This window comes from Halomonas campaniensis (genome assembly GCF_002211105.1).
GTDB classification, from domain to species: Bacteria; Pseudomonadota; Gammaproteobacteria; order Pseudomonadales; family Halomonadaceae; genus Vreelandella; species Vreelandella campaniensis_A.
Window position 1 is genome coordinate 58827 of the sequence record NZ_JPUA01000003.1, and the last position, 19805, is coordinate 78631.

The window sequence follows — 19805 nt, forward strand, 5'->3', positions numbered from 1 at the left end:
AGAGTTTCATCAATGAAAGCATTTCAGGTCAAAGCGCCACACGACTACCAAGTGGCTGAGGTTGAAGTTCCTGAGGTTGCCAGCGGGGAGGTGCTTGTTCGAGTGGCCTTCGCCGGTATCTGCGGCTCGGATATGCATATTATCCATGGCGACAACGCCTTTGTGCGCTTTCCGCGCATCACCGGGCATGAGTTCGCCGGGGTAGTGGAAGCGATAGGGGAAGGGGTGGCTGACGTAGCTGCTGGGGATCGCGTATGTATTGACCCGGTCATCAGTTGCGGCACCTGCTACCCATGCCGCATTGGGCGCCCCAACGTGTGCAGTTCGCTTGAAGTGATCGGCGTGCATCGTAATGGTGGTTTTGAAGAGTTTGTGGCTGTCCCTGCGGCTAACGTACACCGCCTACCTGAACATATCGGGCTAGATGCTGCTGCCTTGGTTGAGCCTTACACCATTGCCGCCAACGTGCTTGATCGCATGCAGCCACACCCGGGGGATCGGCTAATGATTCTGGGCGCTGGCGTTATTGGCATGACGATTCTACAGATGGCCCGGGCCAAGGGTATCGACGAGATCATCGTCACTGACGTTATTAATGAGCGATTAGCGGCGGCAAAACAGCTTGGGGCAACGCAGGTATTGAATAGCCGCGAGCAGGACGTGGAAAAAGAGGTGCTTGCCTTAACTCAGGGTGAAGGCGTACCCCTGATTGCCGATGCGGCCTGCGTGCCAGCGCTGTTACCGCAAATGCTGCGTCTAGCGTCGCCAGCAGGGCGTATTGGGTTGCTGGGCTTTAGCGTTCAGCCCAGTGACCTTGTACAGCTGGAAGTCATTAAGAAAGAGCTGACCCTGGTCGGGTCGCGGCTCAACAACCGTAAGTTTCCGGAGGTGCTTGAGTTAATGGCAAGTGGGCAGTTGGATCCGTTGGCGTTAGTTAGCCATCGGCTGCCACTAAGTGACATGCCCAGCGCCATTGAGATGCTTGATCACCGGCCAGAAGAGGCCCGTAAGGTACTGATTCAAATTAGTGCTTAAGGGTAACCACGCCAACTCGCGCGCAACTAACAGCCGCAATCAATAATTAACAACATCCGTGTGTAGGAGAAAGATAATGATCAAACAACTTATCACCAGCGCTGTTATTGGGGCCGCCATGCTAGGTAGCCACTCATTAATGGCGGCAGATTTCACCCTGCGTTTTGGCCATTTAGCCAATGAGCAGAATATTTGGCACCAGGCCGCCGAGAAGTTCAAAGAGGAGGTCGAAGCAAACTCTGACGGGCAGATTGAAGTACGCCTCTATCCCAGTGAGCAGCTTGGCAATGAAATGGACGTGATCAACAGTATCCAGCTGGGCACGGCGGATATGACCATCACCGGTGAAAGCTTACAGAACTGGGCGCCGAAAGCCGCAATGATGGCGGTACCCTACGCCTTTAGAGATTCAGAACACCTGCATGCCGCCGTTAGCGGAGAAATCGGTGCTGAGATTGAAGCGCAAATCACTGAACGCACTAATCTGGTACCGCTGGCATGGTTTGAGCGAGGCCCACGTGAGTTGACCTCCAATCGTCCTATCCGCACGCCTGATGAGCTTGATGGGCTGCGTCTTCGTGTGCCTAACGTGCCGCTGTTTGTTGATACATGGCAAGCAATGGGGGCACGTCCAACCCCGATGGCGTTCAGCGAAGTATTCACCGCGCTTCAGCAAAACACCCTGGAAGGACAAGAAAACCCGCTTAGCCTGATTGAAAGCGCCAGTTTCAACGAGGTGCAGGATTACGTCAACATGACCGGGCATGTGCGCAGCTGGATCTATGTAGTGATTGGCCGTAATCAGTTGGAAAGTATGCCTGAAGAGCTCCAGCAGGTCGTTCGCGATGCTGCCCAGACGATGCAGGCATATGAAGCTGAGCTGTTCACTGAAGACCAGGCACGCCTTGAGCAAGCGTTACAGGAGCGTGGCATGGAGTTCGTGGAAGTAGATGTCGACGCCTTTGCAGAGAAAGCGCGTCCCGCTGTCCTTGAGGCTTTAACCGAAGAGCAGCGTGAACTCTTTGACGCTATCCAAGACCTGTAAGGTCGGATTTGTAGTCAATCGGTAATGACGATGGGCTGGCACACGCCAGTCCATTTTCTAAGGCACAAGCTGCTTGCCCATGAGGATACGGTTATGAACTCGGATCAAAAAGCGCTTGAAAAGGAAGCGTTGGAGAGTCTGGTTTCAATGTCGGCGGTGCCGAAATTCAAAGGCCCTATCGGGCGCATGATTGGCTGGGGGGATAAGTGCTTTCTGACCTTAGCCGTCGTCGCGCTGGTGGCGATTGCCGTCACGGTGCTGCTGCAAATTTGTTCACGGCTATTTTTGCCGTTTTCGATAGCCTGGACTGAAGAACTCTCACGTTATTTATTTATTTATATGGTGGCACTATCCGTTGGTGTGGTGCTGCGACAGAACCGAAACATCAGCGTTGAGCTTTTCCATCACCTGCTGGGGCCACGCGTACAGGCGGCGGTTCAAGTGTTGCTCTGTGCACTGATTGGCTTGTTTGCCTTTTTGGTGCTGCCTTACGCTTGGCAGTATGCGCAAAACGGCGCTTGGCAAACCTCGCCAACGCTACATGTTCCCATGCTGTATATCTTTTTCTCAACGGTAGTCACCTTTGCGCTTCTCCTGGTTTACAGCTTGCTGGGGTGTCTTGAGGGAATTATCGCAATGTGTCGCTCCTCTGCCTCCCTTCAGGAGTCGTAAGCATGGAAGTTATTATCCTCTTTAGCGTTTTCTTGGTTTTGCTCTTGGTGGGAATGCCCATTGCGTTTGCGTTGGGGCTAGCCTCGCTCTCTTATCTGCTGCTTGAAGGTATTTCATTAACCATCGTTCCGCAGCGCATGTATGCGGGTATCGATACCTTCGTGCTGCTGTGTATCCCCGGCTTTGTGTTGGCCGGCAATTTAATGAATGTGGGCAATATCACTGATCATATTGTGCGTTTTTCCAATGCTTTGTTAGGCCATATTCGCGGCGGTCTTGGCTTGGCCAATGTGGCAGGGTCGATGATTTTCGGTGGTATCTCCGGCACGGCGGTTGCGGATTCAGCTAGCATCGGTTCGGTGATGGTTCCCGGTATGGCTCGCTCAGGCTATGACAAGCCGTTTGCCGCTGCAGTTACCGCCGCTTCGTCAACTGTTGGGCCGATTATACCGCCCAGTGTTCCCATGATCATCGCCGGATCTCTCAGCGGTATTTCAGTCGGGCGTATGTTCCTGGCAGGCGCAGTACCGGGGCTTCTAATGGGCCTCGCCATGATGGTTACGGTGTATATCCTGGCTGTTCGGCGTGGATATCCCAAAGAGCAGTGGGTACCTTTTTTGCAGCTGCTGCGCGAAGCCAAAACGGCCTTCTGGGCACTGCTGATGACCGTGATTATTCTCTACGGCATTATTGGCGGGTTCTTTACCCCCACCGAAGCGTCTATTGTGGCTTGTCTCTATGCCTTGGTTGTCGGCATGTATGTGTATAAAGGCCTGTCGTGGAAAAAGCTTCCGGCGATTTTGTCAGATACTGTATTAACCTCGTCGGCACTATTACTGATGGTAGGCTTGGCGAACCTGTTTGGCTGGATACTCACCAGTGAGCAGATTCCCCAAATGATCGCTGCACTTATTCTTTCCATTAGCGATAACCCGCTAATTGTTCTGCTGATTCTTAACCTGATTCTGCTATTCGTCGGCGCTTTTATGGAAACCATCGCCGCGCTGATTATTCTATTCCCAGCCTTGGTGGGAGTGGCGACAGGAGTGGGTGTTGACCCGGTACATTTCGCTGTCATTGCGGTGTTGAACCTGATGATTGGGCTGACAACACCACCGGTGGGGGTGTGCCTATTCGTGGTGGCGGGGATTGGCAAGCTACCCATGTTGACGGTGGCAAAAGCCATCGTGCCTTTTTTGCTGTGCAACTTGGCGGTACTGTTGTTGGTGACCTATGTCCCCGCGATTTCGCTTTGGTTGCCTAACTTGCTGATGGGAGAGTAGTTAATGATGGCTCCAAAGCTGATTGAAGCATCGCCAAAAAGTGGCCAGATCGGGATTGTTCATCTGGGGTTGGGCGCTTTTCACCGCGCCCATCAAGCGGTCTATTTAGAGCGTTATCGCCAACGCAGCGGTGACGGTGAGTGGGGAGTATGCAGTGCGAATTTACGCTCTAGCGTTGGTTTAGTCGACGGCTTATGTGCGGCAGGGCATCGCTACCATGTGGCGGAGTACGCCGATAGCAAAAATATCACGCTGCGCGAAATTGGCGTGATTGAAGAGGCGCTCTTTTCAGGCCGTGATGCTGACGGTCGTTGGAGTCGTGACCGTGAGGCGTTGCTGGCGCGAATGGCCTCTGTGGATACCCGTATCGTGACGTTAACGGTGACCGAGAAGGGTTACTTTTTAAACCCCGCCAGCGGTGAGCTAAGGATCGATGACCCCATGATCATTGGCGATATTGCTTCTCCCCAGCAGCCGCGCACCGCACCAGGATTAATCGTCGAAGCGTTAGTAAGGCGGCAAGAAGCGGGTATTGCCCCCTTTACCGTGCTCTCTTGCGACAATATGCCGGCTAACGGTAAGCGGACTCGCCAGGCGGTGGTGCAGCTGGCCGAGCAGCGTGACGCAGAACTGGCCAGTTGGATAGCTAACAAGGTGGCATTTCCCAGCAGCATGGTGGATCGCATCGTACCTGCGATGACCGACGCGGATTTCGAACGGTTAGCGGCGCTGGGCGTTACTGATCCCAATGCAGTGGTATGCGAAGCTTTCTCTCAGTGGGTAGTGGAGGATCACTTTCCGCTTGGACGGCCGAGCTGGGAAGCTGAGGAGGTTGAAATGGTGGCAGATGTGGCGCCGTTTGAAACCATGAAACTGCGCATGCTCAACGGTAGCCACTCCTTGCTTGCCTATCTTGGTGCGCTTGCCGGTATCGAAACGGTCTATGACGGCATCAATCATGACGAGCTACGGGCGTTGTTACGCCGCTATATGCTTGAAGAGGCAGCACCTACGCTAGAGATGCCCGAAGGCATCGATTTAGAGGCTTACGCTGACTCGCTGCTGGCGCGCTTTGCCAATGACAGTTTGCGTCATCGTCTGCAGCAGATCGCTATGGATGGCAGCCAAAAGCTTCCTCAGCGGTGGCTCTCCGGTGCGCTGAAACGTAGTGCCGCTGGTCAATCATCGCCCTGCGTGGCGTTGGGAGTAGCAGCCTGGATTCGCTATACCGCGGGTCAAGACCTACAAGGCAATAGTTACCCCGTGGATGATCCGCTAGCCAAGCGCTTTGCAGAGTTGCACCAGAGGCATGGTCGCGATCCAAGCACGCTGGTAGCGGCCTATTTAGCCATGGACGATGTGGTGCCTAACGCTTTGGCACAAGACGAAGCCTTTGCGCAGGAGGTGCTGGCGGCATATCAAGCACTAAGCCATGGTGGATTGAGTGAAACACTAGCGGCGCTATAGCTCTGTTAAATAGTTCTGTTAAATAGTTCCGTTAATCGCAAAAACCCACTGATCGATTCAATCAGTGGGTTTTTTTATTGCGCACTTATGGCTAACGCTTAGTGAGGGGCGGCGGGCGCTTCGGCGTTCGTGAGAGTTGGTTCGGGCACTTGCTCCATACGCTTGCGCTCTTGGTCAAGAATGGCCAGCGCCTGGGCGGAAGTGACTCGGGAAGCGGGCGTCACTAGGCTTACAATCACACCGGCTACCAGTGCGACTAGCACAGCGGGAATGCTGGGGTTGCCCCAAAAAGCTGTCCAATCGCTATTGGCAATAATCATCAAGGAGGTGACCGACGCACAAATCAGCGTCGCAATAGCCCCTTGCCAGTTATAGCGAGGCCAGAAGCGCCCCAGCATGGCGCTCACAAACAGCCCTGACAGGATCGTTGAGATCATCCGGGTGATGTAGGTGATGACATTGTCCGAGGCCAGTGCGAATAGCAGCGCCAGACCAATGGTTGCCACTAGCGCAATCCGCGAAAAGCGCACCACGTTACGCGCTGATGGGGTGCGGCCTGTGGCCAGCACATAGAGATCCCTAATCAGCGTGGAGACACCGGCAATCGCATCGGAACTGGCACTAGACATGGTAGCGGAGAGGCCTGCTACCAATAGCAGTAAACCCAGCCCAAGCGGCATGATCTCTGTGGCCAGGAAAGGGAAGGCGAAGTTGCTATTTTCAAGCCCGGGGTTAAGGGCGTGGGTGGCCATACCAATAATCGCCGGGATGATCGAAAAGCCCAGGTAAAGAACGCCAGTGATTAAGAACGAACGGCGTACCGACCCAACGGATTTACCTGAATAGATGCGCTGACGAAAGGAGGGCGTAGCAAGCACGCCAATGGCAATGACGGCAGCCAGTGACAGCGCTGGCAGCGCACCAATTTGACCAATACCAAGAAAGCTAGTGGCACCTGCATCCATGCCCGCTGTAAGACCTGAAAAACCGCCAACTTCTATCAGTGCCAGTACCGCCATCAAAATAAACCCTGCGAACAGCACAACCGCTTGGATGGTGTCCGTCCAGATAACCGCAAAATATCCCCCCACCACGCAGTAGATGCCGAAGCCTAACGCCACCAGAATACGCGCCGTGGTGAGATCGATACCCGCCATCCATGAGAGGTAGAGGCCGCCGCCAAGAATGTGCGCACCCAGCCACCCTATACAGGCGATATAGATCAGCAGCGCGACGACATTGCGCACCAGCCGGTTGGCACCGACGTAATAGGCCAGTTCCTCACTCATGGTCATAAAACGCAGCTTGCGCACTGGCGCAAAGCAGACGGCGAGCAATAAAATGCCCACGGCGCCCCCAAGCCCGTATAAAGCACCCGCCCAGCCGTTGGCGTAACCGAACCCAACGGCGCCCATGCTGGAACCGGTGCCCACCATGGTCGCGACCGTGGTTCCCACGGTTAGAAAGAGTGGAACGCTTCGCCCACCGAGTAGAAAGTCGTCACCGCTACCGCGCTTATGCCTTGAGATCCACCAGCCGAAGACGATCATGGCGATAATGTAGAGCACGAAGGTGACAAGGAATATTTGACTGTTCATGTTAACCTCTTATCGTTGTGTATCCGGCCGTTGCCGCGGCCGAAGGTAGACAATGGAAGCGATTACCGCGGGGCTTTTTATCCTAATCACGCGGTAATCTGGCGCTGCACCCTTGCCGGGGTGTGGCGCTTTTTTTGGGCTTTTTTTCGTGATGCTTTTTTTTAGTGTTTAGGCTTTCTTAGCGTCTGGATTTGCCTAGGCCGAATTTGCATAGACCTGAATTTGCATAGCTCTTAACTTACTGAGTGCTAGGCGCGATCAGCGCGGTAGCACTTCACGTCGACCTCCACTTTGCAATCCACCACTAAATCTTGAACGCTGCAGATGCGTGCCGGTGGGTTGTCGCCAAAGATCTCCTTAAACACCTTATTGAACGAGGTGAAGTAGCGCGCATCGGTGAGCACGGTGGTGACATGTACAACGTCTTCAACGCCGAAACCTGCTTCTTGCATAATGGCCAGGCAGTTATCGAAGGCGAGACGGGTCTGCTCAACAATGCCGCCTTCAACCACTTCGCCGTCGGTCATGGGGGTTTGGCCGGAGACGTACAGCCAGCCACCTGCCTCTACAGCGCGGGCAAAGGGCAGTTTCTGGCCGCCGGTGCCTACACCGCCTTCGGTGCCGTATCGCGTAATGCTCATGGGGTTTGCTCCTGATTGGATGGAAAAGAAGTGATTTTTTGAGAAATACGCTCTGTTCTGCGCAGCATGCGGCCAGAGCGCTGGTCGCTAATAGCACCTTGGTGATAGGCAATCTTGCCGTTCACCACCACCATATCGATCCCTTTCGCGGCCGCGATGGGGGTCTCATAATTCGCCGTATCTTCCAGCACCGTGAGATCAAACAGGGTGAGATCTGCGTAGGCGCCAATACGGATGACGCCGCGATCGGTTAAGCCAAAATTGGCCGCTGAAAGGCTGGTCATTTTGCGCACTGCTTCCGCCAGTGGCATTAGCTTTAAATCGCGGCTGTAGTGGGCCAGCACGCGGGGAAACGCACCCCAAAGGCGCGGGTGAGGATGCGGGTCGTTCGGTAATCCATCGGAACCCACCATGGAGAGCGGATGCGCTAACACTTGCTGCATATCCGCTTCGCTCATATTGTGGTAGACCGCCCCCGCCGGCTGTAGCTGCCTGGCAGCATCTAGTAGGGACATCCCCCACTCGGCGGCTATCTCTTTTAACGGGCGCCGCGCCTGCTCCGGATGAGGGGTCGACCAGGTAATGGTGATCTCGATTTCATCTGTCACCTGGCCCAGGTCTAGGGTTGAAGAGCCCGCAGTATAGGGGTAGCAGTCGCAGTGGGCATGCTGGTGCTGGGCGGCAGACTCTAACTTACCCAGCGCTTTACCAGCACCACCCCAATTGCCTGCGCCTGCGCATTTAAGATGCGAGATCACTAGCGGCACTTGGCCATCACGAGCGGTGGTAAACGCTTCGTCCATGGCCCCCAGCAGGCCCGCAAACTCATCACGAAGGTGTGTTGTATAAACGCCGCCTGACTTACCGACGGCTGCTACCAGGGGAGCCATTTCGCTGGTCGGCGCCTGTATCGCATTCCGGTAGGCAAGCCCAGAGCTCAGTCCCAGCGCGCCTTCCTCAAGCGCTTGGCGAAGCAGGGTTTCCATTTTGGCGATTTCTGCTGCAGAAGCGGGGCGGGCAAAGCTATCCATTACCTGGCTGCGCAGACTGGTATGCCCCACCAAAGCGGCAACGTTAATACTCGGCGAGGCGGCGTCTACGGCGTTAGCGTAATCGGCGAAGCTTGGATAGCGGAAATCCTCCAGCTTGCCCAGTAAATTCATGGGGTCGGGGACTTCACCGGCCAGTGTCACCGGACTTGCGCTGATACCGCAGTTGCCTACGACTACGGTGGTGACTCCCTGGGTCAGCTTTGGCAGCATTTCGGGTACACGAATGACGTTGGTATCGTCGTGGGTATGCACATCGATAAAGCCTGGGGATAGATAGCGCTCATTGGCATCGATAATCGTCGTTGCGGTGGCATAGGGCATTGCGCCGATAGCGCAGATACGCTCTCCCTGAATAGCCACATCGGCACGAAAATGAGCAGCACCTGAGCCATCCAGCACGTTGGCATTACGAATCAGCAGGTCGTAAACCATCCTAATCTCCAAGTGGCTGGCGGTTATCACCACCGCGATGGTCATCCAGGCTCAGCTTGAGGCGGCGCAATTTAGTTCGTGAGCGCTCGCGATGGCGCATGGCAAGTTCAAGCGCCAATACGTCGATGACCGCCAGCATGGCGTAGCGGGAAGCCGAAGGGTGATAGATGAAGTCGGTCTCCCGCGAGGTAACCGGTAGTACAATGTCGGATGTTTCGGCGAGTGGAGAATTCATTGCGGTTATCGCAATCACCTTGGCGCCGTACTGCTTTGCAATCTGTGCTGACTCCACCATCTCTGGGGTGTAACCCGTCACCGACAGCACGACGACGACGTCATCAGGCTCAAGGGTGGACGCCACCATGCGGGGTAGCAGCGCTTGAGGGTAAGCACAGATGGCATAGCCAAGGCGTACCAGGCGAAACTGAAGCTCTTGGGAGAGAATGCTGGAACCACCACCGGCGCCAAACACCAGTATCTGGCGCGCTTTATCTAACTGTTCAACCGCCCCGGCCACATCGGCTTGGGCGAGTAAGTCGCGGTTAAGCGCGAGGGTTTGCGTGGCAATGTCATACACCACGCTTGAACTGTCTTCAGGCGTGGCTTCTTGAATAAAACGGCGGCCAGCGGCTAAGGCGCGGGTTAAGCGCGTTTTTAAGTCGCGCACATTTGTGCAGCCGATAGCGCGGGCAAAACGGGTGACGCTAGCATCGCTAACCCCGGCGCGCTGGGCGATGTCACTGATACTCGCTTCAGTGACGAACTCGATGTCAGCAAATATCAGCTCAGCAACCTTCTTTTCAGCGTCGCGCAGCGCGGCAAAGTCAGTGGTAATACGTGACAAAATGTCGATTTCTTGGCTCACCGTGGACTCCTAATGGTTGCCTGATTTAAAAAGTATGTTAGTTTCTAACTTGAAGTCAATGGTTGTGAAAATATCTAACATTGATGCTTGTTAAAAAATGAGGATGCGGGCGAATGCAGACAATGGCGTTAGCGGTGGATAAAGGCAGTGTGGAATTGGGTTCAAACCTTCTGTCAGGTGTCAGCCTGCCCACCGCTGTGGTGCATGAAGGCCCACTGGCCCATAACGTAGCGTGGATGCAACGATTCGCAGAAGCTCACGGCGCTCGCTTGGCGCCCCATGGCAAAACCACCATGACGCCCGCGCTTTTCAATCGACAGCTCCAGGCAGGTGCGTGGGGGATCACACTGGCCACTGCGCCCCAATGTCGTGCTGCCTTCACCAATGGTGTCACCCGAATATTGATGGCGAACCAACTGGTGGGCCAGGCAAATATGGCCATTATCGCCAGTCTGATCGAACAGGGCGCTGCGTTTTACTGTGTAGTCGATAGCCAGGAGAACGTACGCCAGCTTGGGCGCTTTTTTGCTGAACGATTCTTTGCAGAGCAGGGCTTGACATTATCGGTGCTTATCGAGGTAGGCGTGGAAGGAGGGCGGTGTGGCTGTCGCAATCAGCAGCAAATTCTTTCGCTGGCGGAGGCGATTGCTAGTGAGCCAGCACTCTCTCTGGTGGGCCTGGAGGGCTATGAGGGTGTGGTTCACGGAGATAATCCTGAATCCGGCATTCGGGCCTATGCAAAATACCTGGTGGATGTTGCCGTAGAGCTCGAAGCTGTTGGGCGCTTTGCTGAACAGAACCCGATTGTCACCGCGTCCGGCTCTGCCTGGTACGACGTCATTGCGGAAGCCTTTCAGGGTGCGCCGCTACAGGGTCGATTTACCCCTGTATTGCGGCCAGGTTGCTACGTCGTCCACGACCATGGGCTCTATCGTGAAGCGCAAGCAGCGGTATTAGGCCGCCGGCCGGATTTGCAGCAGGGGCTTGAGCCTGCCCTGGAAGTCTTTGCCCAGGTGCAGTCGCTTCCCGAACCTGGGCTTGCCATCGTGGCGCTAGGTAAGCGTGATATCGGTCATGACCAGCTACCGATTGCCCTGCGTCGTTTCCGGGAAGGAGGTGAGCCCTCTCAGTCAATGCCAGTTGCTGGCTGGGAGGTGACAAAAATTATGGATCAGCACACCTTTGTGCGCCTTCCGCAGGGGGCTCAAGATGTCGAGGTCGGTGATATTGTCGCCTTTGGCGCTTCTCATCCCTGTTTAACCTTTGATAAATGGCGCCAGATACTGTTAGTGGATGATCAGCTAAACGTGAAAGAGCGTATGGCGACCTACTTTTAGAGTGTTGTTATTAGAGAGCACCGTTATAGAGAACATCATTTAGCTCGTTGTGCTTGCTGGAAGGCGCCCACCAATAGCCAGGGTCAGGGCGTCTGCCAGCTCCCCTAGCTGCTCACGGCAGCGGTCAATGCTGGGCACTTCCCGGTGCATCGCCTCTGGAATCAGCGTGAGATAAGGGATGGTGATAACGGCTTCGATAACGTCATGAACCCCATAGACGGGGAAGCTGATATTGGTTAACCCCTGAACCTGAGGGCTTGGCCCCACGTGGTAGCCCTGCTGGCGAATCGGATCAAATAACGCCCGCGTTCGGTCAACCTCTTGTTGGGTTGCATCGCTGGCGGCGAGAATGCGCTCCCGGCGTTGCTCATCCAAAAAGGCCAGCATGACGGCCCCTGAACCGGAGCCGCATATATCGATTTTTGCCCCCAGACGTAGCCCAAAGCCCATCTTGTCGGGATTTTCGTACTGGGCCACTACCAATAGATGGCCAGGACGAGCGACGCTAAGGTGACACGACTGGGAGATCTCATGACACAGCTCTTCCATGCGCGGTAGTGCGGCCTGTACTAACCGCTTGGTGGGCGGGAAGCGGTGGGCCATCTCAAACATCTTTAGCGTTAGCTGATAGCGGCTACCGCTATCATCCATGCTGACGTAGCCACGATCCCGCAGCACCATCAGCATGCGGTACATCTCATTGGTTTTACGGCCGATCTGCTCGGCAATCGCTTGGGTGCTTAGCGGCTGGGGAGATTGGGCAAGCAGCTCCAAAATATCTAACCCTTTCTCTAAGGCAGGGGCGTGGTACTGCGTTTCAGCCTTCTCCTTCATTCAAGCTCCCTTACGTGATTGCCTATCGCTCGTTGATCGTGGCGTTAACCAAAATGCTTGGTTAGCGTGCCAGCCAGCCACCGTCTACCGCCAGGGTATGCCCGTGCACGTAGCGGGCGGCATCGGAGCATAAGAATATCACAGCGCCGGCTAAGTCTTCTGGCGTGCCCCAGCGTCCGGCGGGGATTCGGCCAAGAATTTCAGCATGCCGCTGGGGGTCGTCGCGCAACGCTTGAGTGTTGTCGGTGGCCATATAGCCAGGAGCGATGCCATTAACGTTGATGTCATGGCCCGCCCACTCATTGGCGAGCAGGCGCGTTAGACCGAGAATACCGCTTTTGCTGGCGGTATAGGAGGGCACACGGATGCCGCCTTGAAACGACAGTAATGAAGCGATATTGATGATCTTGCCCGGCGCTTTGCGCTCGATAAGGTGTTTGGCAACCTGCTGGGCGAGAAAGAAAGCGGCTTTCAAGTTAACGTCAATGACGTCATCCCAATCTTGCTCTGAAAATTCAACGGCTGCTGCCCGACGAATAATCCCGGCATTGTTGACCAGAATATCCACCTTGCCCGCTTTCGCGATCGCCTGTGAGACAATCTCGCCAGGCGCTTGGCTGCCTAGCTCAGCGGTAATGTCGTCAAACTTGCGCCCTAGGGCCTCGACCTGCTGGCGGGTGTCATCAGCAGCGCTTCGGTTGACCCCCACGATATCGGCACCCGCCTGTGCCAGTGCAATGGCAATTCCCTGGCCCAGCCCTTTGTTGCACCCCGTCACCATGGCAACTTGGCCGTTCAGCGAAAATAGTGTCATTGGTCACTCTCCCTGGGTAGTGGTTTAGCGCAGCTCTTTAGAAGCGATAAAGTCCATATCATCGTAGGTCAGGTTTTCACCGCACATGCCCCAAATAAAGGTGTAGCGGCGAGTGCCAAAGCCGCAGTGAATCGACCAGCTGGGGTGAATCACGGCCTGTTCGTTGGCCACCACGATATGCCGGGTCTCTTGGGGTTCGCCACACAGGTGGAAGACCACATCGTCTTCACTCAGGTCAAAGTAGAAGTACACTTCCATGCGCCGTTCGTGGGTATGACAGGGCATGGTGTTCCACATACTACCGGGCTCTAACTGGGTAAGCCCCATGGAGAGCTGGCAGGTATCCAGTACATCGGTATGCAGGTACTTATTGATGGTACGCACATTACCAGTTTCGGGATCGCCAAGGGTGGTGGGCGAGGCATCTTCCGGGCGGATATGGCGAAGCTGGTAACGTACATGGGCAGGTGTTGAGTTGATATAAAAGCGCGCAGGCTTGGTTGCATCGAGGCTCTCAAAGCTGACGTCACGACTCTCTTTGGGAATATACAGGCCGTGGTGGGTGCCTAGTTCGACCGTTTCACCGTTGACAGTAATGCGTCCGGGCGCGCCAATGTTAATAACGCCCATTTCCCGCCGCTCTAGAAAATAGTCAACGCCAAGCTCTTTGCCACCGCTCAGGGTAAGCGGCGAATCAGTGGGTACCGCGCCACCAATAATAATGCGGTCAACGTGGCTGTAGGTTAGCGACAGTTGGCCTGGCACCATAATTTTGGTGACCAGCATTTTGTCACGCAGGCCCTGGGTATCGAGGGTTTTAAAATGATCGCTATGAAGCGCTTGGCGAATATCCATATGAATTTCCTTTAATGGTAAAAGTAAATGGGCTCACGAGAACAGCGTGAGCGGCCACAGGGTGATAGCTGGAAAGGCAATGATCAGCAGTATCACCAGGAGGTTAGCGAGCAGAAACGGCAGGGCGCCGCGGAAAATACGCCCAATCGAGAGGCCGGTGATGGAGGAGCAGACGTTCAGACACATGCCCACCGGCGGCGTGACCAAGCCAATCGCCAAGCCGCTGATCAACAGGACACCAAACTGCACGGGTGAAATATTGGCCAGGGCTAGCACTGGCAGCACCACTGGGGTAATCAGCAAGATCGCGGGGGTTACATCAATAAAGGTGCCGATCAGTAGCACGGCAGCAGCAATCACCAGCAGGAGTAAGATCGGAGTAAGATCCAGCCCGCCTAAAAAGCCTGCCAATAGCTGGGGAATCTGCTCCATCGAGAGAATCCACACGTACAGCTGGCTCATGGCAATAATGATCATCACCGTTGCGCTGGTCATGACGGCAGAGCGAAACAGTGCAGGCAGTTCACGCAGTTTGAGACTTCTGAAAACCACCATTGCTAGAAACAGCGCGTAGCCAACGCCTAACGCGGCGGATTCAGTGGCCGTCGCAACCCCGCCAACCACCGCTCCCACGACAAACAAGGGAATTAACAGTGCAAGCACGGCACGTTTTATGACACTGCGGCGCTCTACAGAGGTGAGTCCTGCGTGGGCACGGGGGTAGCCTTGACGACCGGCCATTAGCGCAATGATGCCCATCATCAGCACGCCAATCAGTAAACCGGGCACAAGGCTTGCCATAAACATGGTGCCGATAGACTGCTGTGCGGTAACGGCGTAGATCACCATGGGCACACTGGGAGGAATGATCATGCCCATGGTGGAAGAGGCTACGGTAATGCCGCTGGCGGTTTCGACGCTGTATCCCTTGCGTGCCATCTCCGGAATCATGGCGGAACCCACCGAAGCTGTATCAGACACAGAAGAGCCCGATATGCCGCCAAAGATCATCGATGTCGAGATATTGACATGCCCCAATCCACCTGGAAAACGGCCTACCAGCATCAAACAGAAGTCGATCAAGCGCGCGGTAATGCCTGAGGCGTTCATCACCAGCCCCATCAAAATGAACAGCGGTAGGGCAATCATGGTGTACAGATCCATACCGGACAGTACTCGCTGGGGCAGTACGCCAATCAAGCCTGGCTGCATGATCAAAAAGTAGACCAACCCCGAAAGCCCTAGCGAATAGGCGATGGGCACCCCAATCAACAGCAGCACCATCAGGCTAACAAGCAGTAAAATCATGCCTGGCCCTCCTGCGCGTCTTCTCGTTGAGCGGAGGGGCGCTCTCCACCCACTAGCACCGCTAAGGAAAATAGAATGACCAGTAGCGCGCCAATGGGGACACTGATTTGCACTACCCAATTAGGCACATCCAGAACGGCGGAGCGGAAACGACCGACTTGCCCAATCCAGCTGATGCTGAGCCATGCCAAATAGCCATTGAATAGCATCACAAGACAATGACGTAAGCGGTTCAGCCAGACGGCTATTGCCGTAGGCAGTGCATCCACAAGCACGCTGATACGGATATGCTCGCCGCGTAAAATGGCGACCGATGCCCCTAGTGCGGTGGAATACACAAATAGAAAGCGCATCACTTCTTCAGCACCGGCAAAGCCAATGCTGAATACGTAGCGCAGTATCACCAGTGCCAAGCAGAGCAGGAAAACCGCCGCAATTAATGCGGCGATCAGATTTTCCAGCAGGCTAGCGAAGCGGCGCATTACCCGCATCAAGGCGGTATCTTCCGCCATCGGCTGCGCCAGTGGAGGTGGATTCATTACTCCAGTACCTCGGCTTGATCGGTCAGGGCGAGCACTTGCTCTAACTGCTCCTGGCTAAAGTCACCACGCTCAACAAAGTGCTCCCAGACAGGAACGACGGCATCTACAAAGCCTTGGCGGTGTTCGTCAGTGATGTCATTAATGCTCATGTGCTCGCCCAGGGTTTCGAGGTAGTTGGCTTCGGAGGCTAGCCAAATTTCGTTGGAGCGGGTCATCGTCTCCTGAGCGACGTCGTCGACGATCAACTGCAGCTCTTCAGGTAGCTGGTCGTACCACTGGGCGCTAATAAAGAAGGGGTCAGGATGGATTTGCCAGTTCAGTAATGACATGTACTCCTGAGCTTCATGGAATTTCATATCGGCGATATTGGAGGGCGGGTTTTCTTGCCCATCGACCACGCCTGTGCGTAGCGCCATATAGGTCTCGGTGTAAGGCACTTGCTGGGGGGAGGCTCCCAACGCGTCAAATGCCCGCAGCGTGGGGGCCAGTGGCGGGGTGCGAATTTTCAAGCCACGGAGGTCGTCAACTTGATTTACGGCGCGAACGTTATTGGTTAACTGGCGCATACCGCCGGCAACACCGGTCACCGGTATATGCAGCTGGCTTTCACGTGCGCCTTCATTAATGGCCTGGCCAAGCTCGCCCTCCATCACATCAATAGCTTGTTCAGGCGTGGTGAACAGGAACGGCATGGTATAGATCAGGTAGGCGGGGTTAGCTTGGGCAAACAAGCCACCACGATAGCCCTGAATAAGCCCCATTTGGACTTGCTGAAGTACGTCCTCCTCCTTCCCCAGGGTGCCATTGAAATAGAGTTCTACGGCGATACGCCCATCACTGCGCTCTTCAAGCGCTTCTTTGAAGTAGCGCATGGACTCAGAGCGAGGCGCCTCATCGGTTTGCGAATGAGCGTACTTGAAGGTGAAATCGGCAGCTTGGAGCGACGTGGTGAAGCCAATAGCGAGGCTGGCCATCATTAAGTGGGTTAGGCGCATGGAAGGTTCTCCGTTTTATTGTGATGTTCTTGTTGCGATGCGATGCGATGCGATGCGATGTTTGTGATGTGATAGTTATTTTCTCAAATATAAAATCTGTTTTTATATTTGATTTAAGGCCAAGCTTAACGTCATTCCTGTGTAGGTCAATGCTTGGGCTATGCGACATTGGTCGCGATGCGTATTTTCGGTACAGAGAGAGAGGGGGTTATAAGCGCACAGGGAGGGATCGTCGGCAGGCATGGAAAACATGCCTGTCGAGAGCGGGCGTTGGAGAGTTGATTGGCGGCAGTTGATCAGTTAATCAAGCAACCGTGATCAGAGGTTTAGGCGCGCAATGGCGGCGGGAAGCTCGCTGGCATGGTGGATACCAATCGCGCCCTTAGGTGTTACTTCCTCGTTGGGGAAGTGGTTGAGGTGAATGACATGCATGCCCGCCGCTAGCCCAGCTTCCACACCCACCGCTGCATCATCGATTACGACACACGCTTGTGGTGCGTAACCCATGGCGGCAGCCGCCTTGCGATACAGCTCGGGGTCGGGTTTCCAGACGTTGAGGGTATAGGCGCTGAAGAGCCTGTCGGCAAAATGGTGGCCTAGCTCAGTGCTTTCCAGGGCGCAGCGAATTTTGCGTTCGGGACCATTGGATACCACGGCTTTGGGGTGGCTGCTTAATTCTTCCAGTGCGGCGGTCATGCCAGGGATGGACACTAGCTCAGCGCGCATACGGGCTTCCATGCGCGCCCGCATACCTGCCTCAAGCTGGGGAAACTTGCCTTCTTCCAAGGCCTGAAAACGACTTTCTAGAGTTTGCACGATGGTCTGAAAACGTACCCCGCGAAACTCATCCATATATTGCCGTGCTGAGAAAGGTAAACCGAATTCGGGCAGAATCTCGCCCATCACCTCGGCAAGCAGTATTTCGCTATCCACCAGGGTACCATCGCAGTCAAATAGTAGGCAGAGAGGTGTGGTCGTATTCATCGCAGAATTCATGGATAGACTTCCTTGTTGACTAAGCTGATAGGGCGTTCACCCTGAAGCGCCAAGCGGATATTGTCCACCGCCCGTTGGGCCATGGCGTCACGGGTTTCATGGGTGGCAGAGCCGATATGGGGCAGGGCGACCACATTGGCCATCCTTGGCAGCGGTGATGAGGCAGGCAGTGGCTCCTGCTCAAAGACATCCAGCCCGGCCGCGTGAATAACGCCGTTCTCCAGTGCGTGTATTAAGGCGCGCTCATCGACCACTTTGCCGCGGGCGATATTGATAAAAATACCCGAAGGCTTCATTTGCGCGAACTCCTGGGTGCCGATCAGGTGTTCGGTCTCGGCAGTTAGCGGCACCGTGACACAGACAAAATCGGCCTCGGCCAACAGCGCGTTGAGTTCGCGGCGCTGCGCGCCAAGTTCACTCTCTAAATCGGGCTTGGGTGAAGCGTTGGAGTAGAGCACCCGCATGCCAAACCCTAGGGCGCCGCGCCTGGCAACGGCTTGGCCAATGCGTCCAAACCCCACCATGCCCAGGGTTTTGCCATGTATATCGCTGCCAAACAGCGCCGGGCCAATACTCGCCTGCCACTTATCTGCTTTGACCCACTCGGCTAATTCAACCACTCGTCGTGCGGTGGTCATAATGAGTGCAAAACCGGTATCGGCGGTGGTTTCGGTCAGCACATCCGGCGTATTGCACAGCATAATGCCGCGCTTGGTCAGTTCATCAACCGGGATGTTGTCGTAGCCAACCGAGATGGTGGCAATGACGTTCAGGTTTGGCGCTGCGTCCAGCAACTGGGGGGTAATCGCCAGGCCGGAGCCAATAATGCCGTGTGCCTCCGCTAATAGAGCGCGGTTTTCAGGGGCATCAAGGGCGGTGGTTTTCGGCAGTACAGCCACTTCAAACAGATCGCGAAGCTCAGCCAACTGAGCATCGCTGAGCCGTCCTTGAACCACGAGGCGTTTTTTCATTGTTATCTCCTTAGTGAAAACCTGCTTTTGAGAACCTGTGTATCAGAATACGACTTGGTGCATTAGACGTTAGGCAGCTCCGCTTCAAGCGCTTGGAGTTGCGCTCGGTTAGGCAAGCCTTCCATATCTCCCACTACCTGGATAGCCTGGGCGCCAATTAAGTTGCCGCGCTGGGCTGCCTGGCGAGCCGTGCCTCCGTCCAGCAGCGCACTGATGACACCAACGGCAAAACCATCGCCTGCGCCTACGGTATCCACCACCTCCGCTACCCGGCAGCCAGGTACGGTAAAGTTCTCCTCTTGGCCGTCCAGGTTGCCACGATAATAGCTGCCTTCCGGGCCTAGTTTGATAATCACCGCTGAAGCACCTTGATCCAGATAGTAGCCTGCTATGTCATAAGGCGTCTTCTGCCCAGTGAGAAGCTGACCCTCGGAAAGCCCAGGCAACACCCAATCGGCGCGGCCGGCGAGTTCATTGAGGGTCGAGCGCATAACGCTTTCGCTGGGCCAAAGTGACGGCCGTAAATTGGGGTCGAATGAAATAGTAGCGCCCTGGGCGCGGGCCTGTTCCATCAAGTGATGGCTCAGCTGGCAGGCGCTCTCAGATAACGCCGGGGTAATGCCCGTCGCGTGAAGGTGGTTCAGCGCCTGAAAGTCGACACTTCGGGCATCGTCAATAGTGAGATGGCTGGCGGCACTGCCACGTCTGAAATATTCGACTCGCGGGTCGGCGCCGTTCTGGGCACGCTCTTTAAAGAGCAGCCCCGTGGGGTGCTGTGAGTCGGCCTGAATATAGCGGTCATCGATACCTTCCGCCGTTAAAGCCGCCTGGATAAACTCCCCAAAGCTATCGGTTCCCACTCGGCTTAACCAGCCGACGTGAAAACCCAGCCTTGAGAGGCCGATGGCGACATTGTTATCGGCACCGGCCAGGCGACGGTGGAAATGCTCGATACCGGATAAATCGCCCGGCGTATCAGCGACAAACATGGCCATGGCTTCGCCAAAGGTAAGAACTTTTGGCGGGTTAGGGAGTGTGTGAGGCATGGTCAATTATCTCTTTG

19 protein-coding genes are annotated in these 19805 nt (G+C 55.2%); 6 read left to right on the forward strand and 13 right to left on the reverse strand.

Annotated features, from left to right (window positions below; genetic code table 11):
- Positions 1 to 12 precede the first annotated feature (12 nt).
- The 5 genes from JI62_RS01470 to JI62_RS01490 all read left to right on the forward strand — a co-directional run bounded on the left by JI62_RS01470 (position 13) and on the right by JI62_RS01490 (position 5502).
- Positions 13 to 1035, forward strand: a complete 1023-nt coding sequence (locus JI62_RS01470; RefSeq protein WP_088698464.1) for a Zn-dependent oxidoreductase — start codon at positions 13 to 15, stop codon at positions 1033 to 1035.
- 76 nt (positions 1036 to 1111) lie between these two features.
- A complete protein-coding gene (locus tag JI62_RS01475) occupies positions 1112 to 2080 on the forward strand; it encodes a TRAP transporter substrate-binding protein (protein ID WP_088698465.1) in 969 nt (322 codons plus the stop codon).
- A gap of 93 nt (positions 2081 to 2173) precedes the next feature.
- Positions 2174 to 2752 carry a TRAP transporter small permease gene (locus JI62_RS01480; RefSeq protein WP_088698466.1) on the forward strand — a complete coding sequence of 193 codons (579 nt, stop codon included), beginning with the start codon at positions 2174 to 2176 and terminating at the stop codon, positions 2750 to 2752.
- Between the two features lie 2 nt (positions 2753 to 2754).
- On the forward strand, positions 2755 to 4035 hold the full coding sequence (locus JI62_RS01485; protein WP_088698467.1) for a TRAP transporter large permease: 1281 nt from the start codon (positions 2755 to 2757) through the stop codon (positions 4033 to 4035).
- Between the two features lie 3 nt (positions 4036 to 4038).
- Positions 4039 to 5502 carry a mannitol dehydrogenase family protein gene (locus tag JI62_RS01490; protein WP_088698468.1) on the forward strand — a complete coding sequence of 488 codons (1464 nt, stop codon included), beginning with the start codon at positions 4039 to 4041 and terminating at the stop codon, positions 5500 to 5502.
- Positions 5503 to 5600: 98 nt separating this feature from the next.
- On the opposite strand, the gene JI62_RS01495 is transcribed toward JI62_RS01490, so the two are convergent.
- The 4 genes from JI62_RS01495 to JI62_RS01510 all read right to left on the reverse strand — a co-directional run bounded on the left by JI62_RS01495 (position 5601) and on the right by JI62_RS01510 (position 10090).
- Positions 5601 to 7100, reverse strand: a complete 1500-nt coding sequence (locus JI62_RS01495; protein ID WP_088698469.1) for a sodium:solute symporter family protein — start codon at positions 7098 to 7100, stop codon at positions 5601 to 5603.
- A gap of 248 nt (positions 7101 to 7348) precedes the next feature.
- Positions 7349 to 7741, reverse strand: a complete 393-nt coding sequence (locus tag JI62_RS01500) for a RidA family protein (protein WP_088698470.1) — start codon at positions 7739 to 7741, stop codon at positions 7349 to 7351.
- Complete coding sequence (locus JI62_RS01505; RefSeq protein ID WP_088698471.1) at positions 7738 to 9225, reverse strand: N-acyl-D-amino-acid deacylase family protein; 1488 nt, start codon at positions 9223 to 9225, stop codon at positions 7738 to 7740. Before JI62_RS01505 ends, JI62_RS01500 begins: the two co-directional genes overlap by 4 nt.
- A gap of 1 nt (position 9226) precedes the next feature.
- Entirely contained in the window at positions 9227 to 10090 is an 864-nt protein-coding gene (locus JI62_RS01510; protein ID WP_088698472.1) for a MurR/RpiR family transcriptional regulator, read from the reverse strand.
- A gap of 113 nt (positions 10091 to 10203) precedes the next feature.
- Here JI62_RS01510 and JI62_RS01515 point away from each other — a divergent pair, with 113 nt between their 5' ends.
- Complete coding sequence (locus JI62_RS01515; protein WP_088698473.1) at positions 10204 to 11427, forward strand: amino acid deaminase; 1224 nt, start codon at positions 10204 to 10206, stop codon at positions 11425 to 11427.
- 39 nt (positions 11428 to 11466) lie between these two features.
- Here JI62_RS01515 and JI62_RS01520 read toward each other — a convergent pair whose 3' ends face one another.
- The 9 genes from JI62_RS01520 to JI62_RS01560 all read right to left on the reverse strand — a co-directional run bounded on the left by JI62_RS01520 (position 11467) and on the right by JI62_RS01560 (position 19788).
- Complete coding sequence (locus JI62_RS01520) at positions 11467 to 12261, reverse strand: IclR family transcriptional regulator (RefSeq protein WP_088698474.1); 795 nt, start codon at positions 12259 to 12261, stop codon at positions 11467 to 11469.
- A 61-nt stretch (positions 12262 to 12322) separates the two neighbouring features.
- A complete protein-coding gene (gene kduD / locus JI62_RS01525; RefSeq protein ID WP_088698475.1) occupies positions 12323 to 13075 on the reverse strand; it encodes a 2-dehydro-3-deoxy-D-gluconate 5-dehydrogenase KduD in 753 nt (250 codons plus the stop codon).
- Positions 13076 to 13099: 24 nt separating this feature from the next.
- Positions 13100 to 13930, reverse strand: coding sequence for a 5-dehydro-4-deoxy-D-glucuronate isomerase (gene kduI / locus JI62_RS01530; RefSeq protein WP_088698476.1), 831 nt, complete (start codon positions 13928 to 13930; stop codon positions 13100 to 13102).
- A 33-nt stretch (positions 13931 to 13963) separates the two neighbouring features.
- Positions 13964 to 15238 carry a TRAP transporter large permease gene (locus tag JI62_RS01535; RefSeq protein ID WP_088698477.1) on the reverse strand — a complete coding sequence of 425 codons (1275 nt, stop codon included), beginning with the start codon at positions 15236 to 15238 and terminating at the stop codon, positions 13964 to 13966.
- The gene (locus JI62_RS01540; RefSeq protein WP_088698478.1) at positions 15235 to 15777 is read right to left on the reverse strand and encodes a TRAP transporter small permease; all 543 of its coding nucleotides are present in this window, start codon (positions 15775 to 15777) and stop codon (positions 15235 to 15237) included. Before JI62_RS01540 ends, JI62_RS01535 begins: the two co-directional genes overlap by 4 nt.
- Positions 15777 to 16775: a TRAP transporter substrate-binding protein gene (locus JI62_RS01545; RefSeq protein ID WP_088698479.1), complete on the reverse strand. Its 999-nt coding sequence runs from the start codon at positions 16773 to 16775 to the stop codon at positions 15777 to 15779. The genes JI62_RS01540 and JI62_RS01545 overlap by 1 nt, the downstream gene beginning before the upstream one ends.
- A 318-nt stretch (positions 16776 to 17093) precedes the next feature.
- Positions 17094 to 17771 carry an HAD family hydrolase gene (locus tag JI62_RS01550; protein WP_240513098.1) on the reverse strand — a complete coding sequence of 226 codons (678 nt, stop codon included), beginning with the start codon at positions 17769 to 17771 and terminating at the stop codon, positions 17094 to 17096.
- On the reverse strand, positions 17768 to 18742 hold the full coding sequence (locus JI62_RS01555; protein ID WP_088698480.1) for a 2-hydroxyacid dehydrogenase: 975 nt from the start codon (positions 18740 to 18742) through the stop codon (positions 17768 to 17770). Before JI62_RS01555 ends, JI62_RS01550 begins: the two co-directional genes overlap by 4 nt.
- A gap of 62 nt (positions 18743 to 18804) precedes the next feature.
- Positions 18805 to 19788, reverse strand: a complete 984-nt coding sequence (locus tag JI62_RS01560) for a sugar kinase (protein WP_088698481.1) — start codon at positions 19786 to 19788, stop codon at positions 18805 to 18807.
- Positions 19789 to 19805 lie beyond the last annotated feature (17 nt).